Genomic DNA, 13639 nt, shown 5'->3' with positions numbered 1-13639 from the left:
TGGCGTCCCCTTTGGTCAATGCGCGTGGCGCGGTGGAGGCAACGATTTGCTTTGTTCTGCCCATCGATATGCCGGAGGTTGGCCAGCCTCGCAGAGAAGCGAATTTGTGTATCGGCGGTGCCATAAAGCGGTTCTGTCGCCTGAGTACCGGAATGGAACCGCGCACCCTCGCAATAAGAGAGCAATGCTTTTCAGATGGGCAGCCTTGGCGTCGGGCACGCGGTTTGTCGTGATCGTGCTTTTCCCCCATGATGGGGTAAACACCTAACATTAGCTGAGCGATCTTCGCGGACTGTGCGCACTTTGTACTGAACTGGTTTGTATCGAACGCCAAAGTGGCGTCATTGCCGCTGTGATATCCCTATAAAGAGCGTAACGGCGATTATAGTGCCTATCCAGCGCGGCGTTCGGCTTGTAGTGCCGATCAGCGCGCACCATAGCATTGGCGCCTTCTGTGAAATCTGAGAACAGACCAACCCCCGTTCCGGCTGCAATGGCTGCGCCCAATGCACCTGTTTCTCGTGAGACGGCAACGGTAACAGGTACGCCGAGCACATCGGCAAATATCTGGGGCCAGAGACGGCTGCGTGAGCCACCGCCGGAAAGCACAGCTTCCTCAAAGGTCGCACCTGCATTGCGGATCGTTTCCACATGCTGGCGATGACCAAAAGCTACACCCTCAAGCAACGCACGGATCAGGTGCCCCTTGGTGTGCCATCCCGCAATACCGTAAAACCCGGCTCGTGCGTGACCGTCTTGTTGCGCTCCGTACAGGTAGGGGTGGTATAGCGGATCATCATTCGCGGGCTCTATCGCCGCTGCCAGGCCGCAGCAAACATCGAACGGAGAGATATCGGCATGATATTCACCTCCAAAAAACTCTCGCACCAGCCATTCCAAATTTGCAGCCGACGTCGCGCTGTTTTCCATCGCCATGTAACGGCTGCGATCAAAAGTAGAGGTCATGAAGACTGGCCCCTCGAGATCAGGGCCGTCGATAATAATCTGGTTGATGCTCCACGTACCCGCAATGATCGATGCACTTCCTGAGCGCGAGACGCCAGACCCCAGCGCCGACGCTACGACATCGAAGAGCCCTCCAACAACGGGCGTACCCGCCGCAAGCCCAGTCTCCCGTGCCACAGCCTCAGTTACATTACCTGCAATATTATCGCTTTCGATGAGCGGCGGCAGGATGTCCATACTGTCACCCAAACCATAAGCGTCCATCAAAGCACTGTTGTAACGGCGCGTTGCAAGATCGAGCAAGCCCGCCCCTGACATGTCGGAAACTTCGCTGAAACGTTTGCCTGTCAAGCGATTGACTACGAAGTCCTTGGAGAAGAATACAGTGCCAATCTGACTGAACAGTTCGGGCTGATAGCGTTTCAGCCAGGCGAGCAGTGTCGGGGTTTGGGAGGGCCATGGACGCTGGCGCGCTATCGGGTACGTCTTCGCGCCCACCCCTTCCGCCACCCACTCTTCAACGAGACCAGTCGCGCGGGTGTCGAGCGACTGGATGCCTATGAGCGGTTCTCCCTCCCGGTCGAGCGCATAGAGCCCGTTGCCATGTCCGGCACAGCCGATAGCGGCAATATCGCTCGCCGCTATACCCGCCTTATCGAGGCAAGCCCCTATAACCCGTTTGGCATTGGACCAGAGCTCGCCAAGGTCACGCTCGACGTGACCAGGATGCGGCATGCGGCTATGTCCTTCTTGACCTGCATGGGCGAGCTCCCGTCCCGAAAGATCAAAAACCACCGCCTTGATGACAGTGTTGCCCGCATCGAGCCCCAACAGATATTTTTGCATGAAGAACCCCTCCCAAGGTCCAAGTAGTTCAGCAACTCAACCCTGCTGATAGAGCGAATAGGCCTCCTCGCCGCTCGCATTCTTATGGATAATCGCCATCAATCCGCGCACCACGGCGCTTGGATTGGCATGCTGATATATGTTACGCCCATAGACCATGCCCATTGCACCTTGCTGCATCAAGGCTGCAGATTTGGTAAATACTGCGGAGAGATCTTCCTTACCACCGCCACGCACCAGCACCGGACAACGTGCGGTCTCTACGACACGATGGAAATCCTCTGCATTTGTTGTCGGGTCTGCCTTGATGATGTCAGCTCCCATTTCACGGGCGAGCCGCGTGAGCGTCACGATCTTGTCGGCGTCACCATCAACCATGTAGCCGCCGCGCTCTGTGACTGGCTGCATGACGAGCGGTTCGATCATCAGCGGCATACCGTATTTTTCGCAATCTGCCCGAACGCGGGAAATGTTCTGCACGCATTGACGAAAGAGGTCCGGCTCGTCCGGCAGCATGAAGAGGTTCACCACCACACAGGCCGCATCCATCTGCAGCGCTCCGATCAGCGGATCGGCCTCGTTCTGCAGCACCGCCCACATGTCGCGATGGCGGATACGGTTATAAGGATTACCCATGTCGAGGCGCATGACCAGCGCCGGTTTATCTTTGCCGGGAACATCCTGCAGCAGGTCGGCCTGACCATAGTTCATCTGGATTGCATCAGGCTTTGCGTCGATCAATGCCTTGATGACAGCTGGCATATTCTCCAAGCCGTCGAGAAAAGAGGGCTCATTGCACACGCCATGGTCGACAGCCACATCCAGACAGCGACCGTTGCCGAACAGCCGGTTCATCCGGACTTTGCGGTTTTCTCGCATAATTCACTCCTTTGTTCGTTCCTTGCGGAAAGGGTTTCGGCGGGGACACCGTGGCGCTCGCGCATGAGGGTTAGAAATCGCGTCAGCTCCGCGTCGCGGTGCTTGGGCGACCAGCTCTTCTCCGTCGCCAGCAAATCAAGCACGGCCTCGGTCATGGCGAGAGATAGCTCGCCGGAAATCGCCAATGTCGTGCGACGCAAAAGCAAGTCATCAAGATGCTCGACTGCCTCGGTTCGGATGAGATAGAGGAACTCTCGCGTGCTGTATTCGGCATTCGGCAAAGCGTAGTCAGGCCTTTCTACGATGAAATTGGTTACTTCAGCGGCATCTGTGCCGTACCGCGTGAAAAGAGTTGTGACGCGATCCACAGATAGTCCACTAGTGTTGGCAAGGTCAGTAATCCAGATTGCACGATCTTTCGGAAATGAGCGTCCGCCGCCTATGGCTCGTTCCGCCGTGTCGATCCGCCGCGACAAACCCAGCCGCTTCAGTGCCAAGTCGGCCGCCATTTCGCCAAAGGAGCGAAAAGTTGTCCATTTGCCGCCAATCATGCAGAGTACGGGAGGACGGTCATCCTGCCCTTCAAGCACCGTGCAGAAATGGTCGCGTGGGATACGGCCAGTAAAACTGTCGTTGCTGGCTGGCAGCGGGCGCACGCCTGCGAACTGGAAGACAATCTCCTCAGGACGTATTTTGATCTCTGGCAGCACGAAAGCGAGCGATTGCAAAATGTAGTCCCGTTCGTCTGCCTCGCAGCGCACGGTGCCGGGATCGTCGACGCGGATATCCGTCGAGCCGACGAGAACTTTGCCGAGATAGGGAAACAGGATGCAGATGCGTCCATCCTCGTTCTCGTAATAGATCATGTGCCCATCAAGACTGTCACTGAGAGCGGGATTATCGACAATGAGATGCGAGCCTTTGGTGCCCCCCATCAGCGGGGCAGGTTGTGCCTCTTTCGGAAACAGTGTGCCATTCGCGATATCGATCCAGCCACCCGTCGCGTTGATGACCAGCCGCGGCTGGATAGAGAGTGTTTCGCTGGAAATACTGTCGAATAACTGAAAATCACCACCGCCACTTTCACAAATTGCCGCATAGTTCAGCGCCTTGGCATTCGGTCCAGCTGAAAGGCCGTCGCGCAGAAGCTCGACCCCAATCCGCTCTGGATGGCTGACCCAAGCATCGAAGTAGGTAGCGGAACTGCGGATCGCGGGATTGAGCGAAGGCCATTTTGCAAGTGTCGTTTTGCGACTGCGAAAACGGTGTTTTGGCATAAGCGCTCGTTTGCGCGTCAGAAAATCGTAGATACCTAATCCTGCTTTGATGGCGATTGCACCACGCCGGCTCGGACGGCGCGTAAGCCCCAGAAAACGTACAATCCCATTTCCTAACCCCGAGAAAATGTCGAAGATCGGAACGGTTGTCGGTAGCGGCGCGACATAGTGGGGAGCATTGCGCAGCAATCTGTCACGCTCGACAAGGGCTTCCTTCACGAGGCTGAACTCGCCATTCTCCAGATAACGCAAACCACCGTGAACCATACGTGAAAGCGCAGCGCTGGCGCCCGAACAATAATCGGACTGCTCAACCAGCAGCACGTTCACGCCCTGCAGCGCAAGCTCACGGAAAACGCTGAGCCCGTTAATGCCACCGCCGACGACACAAACGTCCACCTTCGGGCTCTGGCGGAGCCCGTCTAATATCTCTTTTCGGTTCATGATGGCCGTCCGTTATCCGTCCATGTTAACCAGTTGTGCCGAAATGGCCGTGTCGATAGCCGCAAAGTCATCAGACGAAAGCCGGAGCCTTCCTGCCTGCGCATTGTCGAGCGCCTGCGCTGGATTTCTCGCCCCGCAAAGTGCGAAGGTCACTCCCGGCTGCGCCAGCGTCCAAGCAATCACGATCTGGGCTATCGTCGCGCCATGGCGATCGGCGACCGGCTTTATAGCCGTCGCAAAATCCTTTGCCTTCTGCCGGTTGGCAACGGAAAAGCGTGGATTGTCCTTGCGTTGATCGTCCCCGGAAAACACACGTTCCGGTCCGATCATGCCAGACAGAAGACCAAGCGCGAGTGAGGAATAGCTCAACGTCGATACATTGTTTGCAGTGGTAAGCGGCAGCAAGTCTTGCTCGATCTCCCGATCGATCATGCTGAACCGCTCCTGGATCGCATCGAGCGCGCCAGTCTGGACATAGTGCTCCAGTTCCGACCGATTGACGTTGCTGGCACCAACAGCCCGGATTTTTCCTGCCTGTTTCAGGTCATCAAGCGCCGCGACGGTCTCTTCGATTGGTGTCGTCGGGTCCTGCCAATGAGTGATGTAAAGATCGATATAATCGGTACCAAGACGGCGCAAACTTTCTTCCACCTCGTGGATGATCGCATCCCGCCCCAGATAGCGATGGACTGGCTTTCCATCCTGTTCGAAGAAGTGCTTACCTTTCCGGGTATGCCAGACGAGGCCGCATTTGGTCGCGATCACCGCCTTGCCGCGGCATCCGGCAATTGCCTTGCCGACAATTTCCTCAGATCGTCCGAGGCCGTAGGCCGGCGCCGTATCGATCAGCGTCACGCCAGCATCCAGCGATGCCTGGATAGCTGCGATGGATTGGGCTTCATCCGTTCCGCCCCACATCCAGCCGCCTATAGCCCATGTACCGAGACCGACTGCGGACGCCCTGACGCCGGAGCGCCCGATTTCGCGGATCAACTGTTCGCCGCTCATGCGAAATATCCTTCTTGGGATGCAAGTTCGAGAACGCGGGCGCCAGTCGCTTCGTCGGTGACGAGCGTATCGAGATGATTGCCGCGAAGAACACTCAGGATAGATTCGGCCTTGTTCAATCCACTGGCGACACCGATCTTCGTCGGGATGTGCGCAAACTCATTCAGCGTAAGCGAGACCAGCGCACGGTTGAGGCTATAGTTGCAAATCCGTCCCTCCACATCGAGTAGATGGGCAAGAAGTTCCGCACTGGCACCGGAATGCTCGATAGCCGTCCGGTCTTCACTCGACGACGGGTGCAGATCGTAATAGGTCGAATCCGTACTGACGATAGAGCCGATACCGACGATGGCCACCTTGGCCTCCCTCGCCCGTTGGAACACGTCAGCGACAGAGCGCATGTTCATCAGCATAGCGCGCTGCGCAGCATCATCTGCGAACAAGGGCGCATGTATCTGATAGGAATGCCCTCCGAGCTTTTCGGCCATCAAAGTCGAGACGTGATTGACGTCAGTATAGTGCTTCCCCTGCACGCAGCCCGTTGCTGGAATAACCTCAACATCGAAACGGCGTGGGGCTTGAATTCCAGCGACCACGGAACTCATGCCCTTTCCGCCAGTGATGCAGATCGTGTCACCATCGGCGATTTCTTCAAGAAGCAGGCGGGCAGCGGCTTCCCCCACCGCCAGCAAAGCCGTTTGCGGGTTGTCGGATGCGGTCGGCACAACGATGGCGCGGCTAATGCCACCAAGCGCCAGCAATCGTTCTTCCAGATCGATAAGAGGCTCGACCGGCGACTTGATCTTGATTTCTACAAGGCCAAGCTGGCGGCCGCGTTTGATGAGCCGGTTGACAGTTGCGTGAGAAATGCCGAGTTGGTCCGCAATCTGCGCCTGTGTCAGCCCCTCCAGAAAATGCAGGACGAGAGCCTGATGCATCTGGCGGGCAACGACGATTTCCTCACGTGGCGCTGTTGTTCTCGGTTTCAGTTTAGCAATGGGCATATCAGGACACCTTCCGCTTGTGCAGGAAATGGTCGATCGAAACAGCGGCAAGAAGAATGCAGCCCTTGATCATGTCCTGCCAGTACACCGAAACATTGAGGAGGATCAGCGAGGATGTGACCAACGAAAGCAGAGCCATGCCGAGAATAGCGCCAAGGATAGTACCTGAACCACCGCTGAGCGATGCACCGCCGATGACTGCCGCAGCGATAATATTCAGCTCCATCCCAACACCAAAAGTAGGCGTAGCAGCACCGAAGCGGGACATATAGATGACGCCTGCAACACCGGCGAGCGTCGAGCACAACACCGTAACCCAGAATTTGACCTGGTTCGTCTTTATGCCTGAATAGAGCGCCGCTTTCTCATTGCTGCCGGTATAGAACACCTTGCGAAAGGCCGTAGCGCGACGGAGCAAGAAGTCGAACAGAATGACGACGGCGACGAAAATCAAAATGACATAGGGGATGCCATAGAATGTGCCCTGCCCCACCGCTTTGAAGCTTGGCGGCAGCGTGAAAAGCGACAGCGGCGTTCCTTTGGTGATGATAAGGCAGAGACCACGCACAATTACCATGGCTGCCAGCGACGTGATGAAATGGTTGAGGCCAACGACGGTTACGAAGAATCCCATAATGCCGCCGATGGCTGCGCTCGCCGCAATGCCTACAAGCGAAGCCGTCCATGGATCGAGCCCAGTCAGAAAGAGTGCGCCGGAAAGGACCATGGAGAAACAGACCACCGAGCCCACCGAAAGGTCGATGCCCCCGACAATCAACAGAATCGTCATCCCCACCACGACGATGCCTTCCACCGAGAAACTCATCAGCATCGCACGAAAATTGCCGAGCGTCAGAAAATGCGGCGACGCAAAACTCATCACCATGGCCAATGCCAGAATGATCGCAATCAAACCGCCTTCACGCATGGTTCCTATGCGCCTTATCGACGAATTTTTTGGCGCAGCCGCTGCCATTGTGTCGATTGCCATTTCACCCTCTCCCATTTTCTTTTCATGCGGCATGATGCGATGCCCGTTCCGCGCCAACGCCTGAAGCAAGAAGGATCACTGCCTCTTCCGACATGGTGTCCGCAGAAAGCTCTCCCGCAATGTGCCCTTCCCGAACGACCAGCACGCGGTCAGCCAGACCAAGAAGTTCCGGCATTTCCGACGAGATGACGATGATGCCAATACCGGAACGCGCAAGCTCCCGCAGCAGGCGATGAATTTCCGCTTTTGCGCCGACATCAATGCCCCGTGTCGGTTCATCCATCAAAATGACTTTAGGCTTTACCGCCAGTTGCTTGGCGATTGCCACTTTCTGTTGATTGCCGCCTGAAAGTGATTTCACAGGCGCTTCGATGCCACCCATGCGCACGGAAAGCCGTTTCGCAAAATCCTCTGCAAGTGCAGCTTCGGCTCGACCGTTGAGAAGTCCGGCGGCATTGGTCAATGATTTCAGGTCCAGCACGGAAATATTCTGCGCGATGGACATCTCCAGGAATACACCAGAACCTTTGCGGTCTTCTGAAAGATAAACAATGCCGGCCTTGGCTGCGTCGGAATATGAACTGATCTTCTGTGTCTTGCCATGGAGGCGAACTGTTCCCGCAGTGCGTGGACGAAGGCCGCAGACACCTTCGGCAATCTCCGTTCGCCCCGATCCGATAAGGCCACCGAAACCAAGAATTTCACCTTTGCGAACGGTAAAGCTTACGTCATTAAAGCGCACGCCATCGCCGATTCCGTCGACTTCGAGAATAATTTCGCCTGCCGCCTCGTGCGATCCAAGTTTATCCGGGTAGAGCTGCGTGATCTCCCGTCCTACCATCCGACGCACCACATCGTCGGGTTTCACATCGGCAATGCGATCGGTGCATACATAACGACCATCGCGGAAAACCGTCACCCGGTCACAGAGGTTGAAAATCTCGGCCATGCGGTGACTAATATAGATGATGGAAATACCGTTTGCCTTGAGATCACGGATGATCGAAAAGAGCTGCTGTGCCTCCGTTTCGGTGAGCGCAGCCGTGGGTTCATCCAGAATCAACACACGGCAGTCGAGTGTCAGCGCTTTGGCGATCTCCACGAGCTGCTGGCTGGAAATCGGCAAGTTGGCGACCTTCTGCCGAACATCGATAGCCGCCAGGCGGTTCATCACGATCTGCGCATCACGTTCCAGCGCGCCGTAATTCATGAACGGCGAACGACGGCGATTGGTCGTCGCCATAAACATGTTTTCGGCCACTGTAGCGTCCGGACAAAGCGCTATTTCCTGATGCACCAGACCGATACCAAGCGATTGCGCCACGGCGGGGGAGGCAATGTGAACGGTTTTGCCGTCAATGCGTATCTCACCTTCAGTCGGCTGCAAAACGCCAGCGATAATGCTCATCAGTGTCGATTTACCAGCACCGTTCTCGCCGCAGAGCGCATGGACCTCACCACGTTCAAGCCTGAAATCCACTTGCGTCAGCGCCTTCACCGCTCCGAAATGCTTGGTTACACCGTGGATGGTAAGCACCGGTTCAGCCATCTTTTTCCTCCCTCTCCATTCAAACCATCCGCACCACAGGGCGCGGATGGCTTGTTGAACGGAGCCTATTCGTCAATGCCCTTAGTACCGCGACGCTTCAGATATTTGTCCCAATAGAAGTCGTCCGCGTTTTCTGCGGTCACAATTGAGAGGCCATTATCGACAACGGGAATGCTCATCGGGTTGAAGCCGGAACGCTTGGCGTCATTCATCGGGTCGATCAGTTCCGGATGCTTGGCAAGCCACAGCAGCAAGAAGCCCATATAGCCCTGCATGCCCTGGTTCGGATTGATCGAACCGAAGACTTCACCAGCCTTGATCATGTCGAGGATGTTGGCGTTGACGTCGGCACACATGACGAGAACCTTGCCACCAGCTTCTTTGTTCGCCTGCGCAGCCCCAATTGCGGAGTTGGCCTCCGGCATGAAAACCGCACCGAGGTTCGGATTGGCTTGAATGAGGCTCGACAGCCCCTGATACGCTTTCGTCGGGTCCTGATTGGAAGCAGCACGACCAACCAGCTTCATGTCAGGCCACTTCTCTTCCATGCGGGCGATGAAAGCTGCAATGCGCTTGTCGTGATTATCCTGTCCCGGATTTTCAAGAACAGCATATTCGCCATTGCCGCCCATTTTCTGGGCGATGGCATCGGCCGCATAGGTGCCTTCTCGTGTGTTGTCCGAAGTGATGAAGGACACACGCTTCGACAACGGAGAATCTGCTGCGAATGTGACGACCGCCGTACCCTGATCGATCGCCCGGTTGATGGGCTCGATGAACGGGTCGGAGTTCATCGGATGAACAAGAATACCAGCTGGATTCTGCGCCAACGCCTGATCGAACGTGGCGATCTGCTTGTTCACGTCATATTCTGGTGTGCCAGTATATTCCGTCTCGCAGCCGAACTGCCGACCAGCCTGCTTGAACATTTCATAGACGGGAAACCAGTATTCAACGCCAGAAACCATGACGTTCATCACATATTTTTCGCCCGGTTTACAGCGGAACGGATTCTCGGTCTCGGCTGCCGTTGCGGAACCGGCCAGAAGCGTTGCCGCAAGAACCGCCATTGCGGTCGTGCTCAGAAAATTGCGCAAGTGTCCTCCTCGAGGCCGAAGCCCCTCCCAAACGCGCGGAAAGCGTCCCAAAAACGCCGTTGATCTTTGTGAAGACCGGCCCTCCTCCTCGAAGACCAGTATTGATAGCTAATCGCAAAGAAACGCGACTGTCAATATAATTCATTATATGAAATATATTTCACCTTGGTGGTGCATTCCCCTCATTGTCGAATAAGATCGGGGATGAAGCACTTTCAATTGAGCTAGCAACTTTTCGAGAGGTATTCGGCGGGCACGTGGGCGTCCTCTCCTTAATTCTCATCCCGTTTTGACCGTTTCGATGACCAATGTAGCTTCAAAGCTAAGCGCGAATTTATGTACACCTTCTGAAGCTCAGTGCTCTGATGCACCAAATCGGATATGATGTTCGTAAACTGCAGGTGCGGCTTGTTGGTTGTGATGTTCGCCGTCGAACCTGCTTTGCGAGATCAACTTGTCGCAGCGGGTTTAGAGCCCGCCTTTCGGTCTCCCACCCGGCGCGGGAACAAGACGTGAATGTCAATCTCGTTCGGAAGTGCATGAGCGCCAAAGAGGAGCGTCCATCGCCTTTGGCTTCTGCGTTCGTTTCTGCTAGATTGCTCCGGAAATGACCTCTGCTGCCAGCTGTTTACTGAAAAAGAGCGTGCATCGGGAAAGCTCTCTAATGCACCCCAGATTGAGCGCGATGCTGCCGAACGTAGTCAGCCGAAAACACGTACTTACAAAATTGACGATGCGGCCGATATCGGCACCTTTTACAGTTTAACTTTTCCGAAACAAATGTCCAACAAAGCGGAGTTACGCTGGCGCCCGTGGGTGGTTATGCTCAGCGAAGCCGTCCGGGCGCAGCGAAAATAGCGCTTACTTTCAAAGTGTCCGCGTGGTTACACAACGTCTTGGGACGACCGCGGCGCGTTGGATCGGAAATGCCCTTACGGAAGAAAGAAGCCGGCGACGACAAACGCTCCGATTTCATAGAGTGAATAACGCTCAGATTTCAATGAGAACACCAATCCCGATGACTGCCAGCACCAGAGCCGTAATCGCAGTATACACATGGTCGCGGTCGCGCAGGAAAAGGATCAGCATCAGCGCTAGCCGCGCAACAGGGAGAAAGATGAGCACCGCAACGCCTGCCTTCACCGCGCTAAAACCGCTCAGCGGGAGGACGAGTGAACCAAGGAATGGTTTGACAGCGGTCAAGATGACGCCGACCGCAATCATCGCTGTCGCGAACCATGTTCCGTAACAAAGCAGCCCGGCGATGACATAGTCCCGCCGCTCCAAAGCAGATTTCATGCTGTACCACCAATAAGTTGGACACCAAAGGCACTCAGAATCATCTGAACTGCCAGCAGTGCGAGAACGATCACGAAGAAAATACGCAACTTGTGAGCCGGGAGCCCCATCAGCAGACGAGCACCAACGAGCGCACCGATGACTGAACCGAGTGCGACCGGACCGGTAATGTCAATGTCGATATCGCCTCGTACGTAGTATGCACCTGCGCTGGCTGCTGCTGTCACCCCAATCATGAAGTTCGACGTAGCGGATGATACTTTGATGGGGAGTCTCAAGGCAGTGTCCATCGCCGGGATTTTCAGGACGCCGGAGCCAATGCCGAGCAATGCAGAAATCAGCCCGGCAGCGTACATCAGCACCATGCCAAATGGAACGTGGCCGACTTGATAAGGCATTTCATGCCCCGTCACTTGATCAGGATAGCTGGAGTGCAGGCGTAGGGTCGTGGCCCAACTCGTCACATCCGTGCTGATCGCGTCGATCGTTTCGCACCGCCTTGCAAGCATTTGCATCGCCGAAAGCGCCAGAATGGCTGCAAATAGGGTGTACAAAACCGAGGTCGGAACGATGCCGATAAGAAAAACGCCGGTCAACGCGCCGAGCGTGGTCGCCGTCTCGAGGACAATGGCTAGGCGAATATTGGTCAGGCGACCTTTTATGAACGGGGCCGCGCTGATGCATGAGCAGGCAATTACCGAAACGATACTTGCTCCAATGGCAACATGAATATCCCTGCCAAACAGCAGCGTGAGAATGGGTACAATAAAGATGCCACTAGCCATGCCGAGCACACCACCCAGAGCACTTGCGCCGAAAGCGGCCGCAAAAAAACATAGGGTTTCCATTGCTCGGCCCCCGTCAAGAACATTCGCGCGGGCGTCGTGCCAGCCGGGTGACGAACTTAATCAGGTCCCCGCGATAATGCAGCTTTTCGTAGTCAATTGGCCGATGTCCGGTAGTGTAGGACGTACGCTCTATCAGAAAGATCGCACTACCTGAACTAATGGCGAGCGCTTGCGCTACATCCGACGTGGCAGTGATGGCTTCAAGACGATATTCCGCCTCGGTAAGAGGCAAATCGTATTTGTCCTCAAGCAGCGAGAAAATCGGTTCAGCATCCAAGTCGTGCGTAACGATCTTCTCTCCGATCTCGCGTGGCAGGTAGGTCTCATCGAAGGACATGGCCACGCCGTCGGCTAGTCGCACGCGCTGAATCCGCATGACCAAGGTACCAGTCGGAATGGCGAGTTGCCGCGCAACATTTGTATCGGCGGCGACGTTGCGCCTATCCAGCACCCGGGCGGTCGGCGTGCGGCCGAGCGCCTCCATATCCTCTACGAACCCCGTCAACTGGGTCAATTCTTGGGTGATCTTGGGATGCGCAACGAAGGTGCCTTTTCCTCGTCTGATTTCTACTAATCCGCGCGCCACCAACAGCTCTATCGCTTTACGAACCGTCGTTCGGCTCACGTTGAATCGTTCCGTTAGCTCATCTTCCGTTGGAAGTTGGCGGCCTGGACGGAGAACAGAGGATGATATTTCTGCAGCAAGGGCCGCTTCGACTTTCGCGTACAGCGGTATGTGTTCATATTCATTTGTCATATCGACATCATGACATCATGATGTCGATATGACAACGAGATATTGCGTTATATTCCGCAATCGAGGGGCGGGTAATCACGCTCGGGCTACAACAATCGGGCCTTGCGGCCGCGTTGTTGCGATGCTCTTTCATTATCGCTTCTCTAGCAGCGACGAACCATGGGGTTGGCAACGCTCTTAGGTCCCTCGAACGCGTCGAGGTTGCGAATTATCAACGGATGCCGTTGGGCTTGGCAAGATATGCTCGGTAGCGTTTGAATGCCAGTCAGAATCTATCTCACCTAAAGCGCGGTTTCCTCGCGATCGAAGATTAGATGATAATTATCGGTTGCTGCGAATCCGCTGCTTTTATCGAAGACGTAGCGGAAGAGTTGAATGGGCACGGTCGCCAAACGACCCCGTGACAGCTCCGGATTGCCCGGCTGGTCCAGGTCGGTCAATCACTGAGAACTGGAGTGGCATACCAGTAAGGCCTTCCTTCCGGCCTAACGCGGTAGTGCGACAGTATACGGCCCGTGGAGCACGTCACCCGTGGGCCGCGATGGAAATTTCGCTCGCAGCCTCAATAAGTCGGACTTCCAACCTCCGGCGCTCGATCTCCGGCATATCGATGGGCAGAACAAAGCAAATCGTTGCCTCCACCGCGCCACGCGCATTGACCAAAGGGGACGCCA

At 55.6% G+C, this 13639-nt stretch carries 11 protein-coding genes; all 11 read right to left on the bottom strand.

The window, feature by feature from the left end; genetic code table 11:
- Positions 1-270 precede the first annotated feature (270 nt).
- Positions 271-1812 carry an FGGY-family carbohydrate kinase gene (locus tag JNC63_RS21705; RefSeq protein ID WP_374846768.1) on the bottom strand — a complete coding sequence of 514 codons (1542 nt, stop codon included), beginning with the start codon at positions 1810-1812 and terminating at the stop codon, positions 271-273.
- Positions 1813-1848: 36 nt separating this feature from the next.
- Positions 1849-2691, bottom strand: a complete 843-nt coding sequence (locus JNC63_RS21700; RefSeq protein ID WP_075042525.1) for a class I fructose-bisphosphate aldolase — start codon at positions 2689-2691, stop codon at positions 1849-1851.
- Positions 2664-4412 (bottom strand): glycerol-3-phosphate dehydrogenase/oxidase, encoded by a 1749-nt coding sequence (locus JNC63_RS21695; RefSeq protein ID WP_075042524.1) that lies wholly within the window; start codon positions 4410-4412, stop codon positions 2664-2666. The genes JNC63_RS21700 and JNC63_RS21695 overlap by 28 nt, the downstream gene beginning before the upstream one ends.
- 12 nt (positions 4413-4424) lie before the next feature.
- Entirely contained in the window at positions 4425-5420 is a 996-nt protein-coding gene (locus JNC63_RS21690) for an aldo/keto reductase (protein WP_075042523.1), read from the bottom strand.
- Positions 5417-6424, bottom strand: a complete 1008-nt coding sequence (locus tag JNC63_RS21685) for a sugar-binding transcriptional regulator (RefSeq protein WP_075042522.1) — start codon at positions 6422-6424, stop codon at positions 5417-5419. The genes JNC63_RS21690 and JNC63_RS21685 overlap by 4 nt, the downstream gene beginning before the upstream one ends.
- Position 6425: 1 nt before the next feature.
- Complete coding sequence (locus JNC63_RS21680) at positions 6426-7415, bottom strand: ABC transporter permease (protein WP_075042527.1); 990 nt, start codon at positions 7413-7415, stop codon at positions 6426-6428.
- Positions 7416-7437: 22 nt separating this feature from the next.
- Positions 7438-8964 carry a sugar ABC transporter ATP-binding protein gene (locus JNC63_RS21675; protein ID WP_075042521.1) on the bottom strand — a complete coding sequence of 509 codons (1527 nt, stop codon included), beginning with the start codon at positions 8962-8964 and terminating at the stop codon, positions 7438-7440.
- Between the two features lie 65 nt (positions 8965-9029).
- A complete protein-coding gene (locus tag JNC63_RS21670) occupies positions 9030-10061 on the bottom strand; it encodes a substrate-binding domain-containing protein (protein ID WP_075042520.1) in 1032 nt (343 codons plus the stop codon).
- A gap of 990 nt (positions 10062-11051) precedes the next feature.
- Positions 11052-11360: a DUF1634 domain-containing protein gene (locus JNC63_RS21665; protein WP_075042519.1), complete on the bottom strand. Its 309-nt coding sequence runs from the start codon at positions 11358-11360 to the stop codon at positions 11052-11054.
- Entirely contained in the window at positions 11357-12208 is an 852-nt protein-coding gene (locus JNC63_RS21660; RefSeq protein ID WP_075042518.1) for a sulfite exporter TauE/SafE family protein, read from the bottom strand. The genes JNC63_RS21665 and JNC63_RS21660 overlap by 4 nt, the downstream gene beginning before the upstream one ends.
- Positions 12209-12221: 13 nt before the next feature.
- Positions 12222-12965, bottom strand: a complete 744-nt coding sequence (locus tag JNC63_RS21655; protein ID WP_075042517.1) for a GntR family transcriptional regulator — start codon at positions 12963-12965, stop codon at positions 12222-12224.
- Positions 12966-13639: the final 674 nt, after the last annotated feature.

This window comes from Brucella ciceri, from assembly GCF_041930145.1.
In the GTDB taxonomy this organism is placed as follows: Bacteria; Pseudomonadota; Alphaproteobacteria; order Rhizobiales; family Rhizobiaceae; genus Brucella; species Brucella intermedia.
This window is presented reverse-complemented; position numbering and strand designations above follow the sequence as displayed.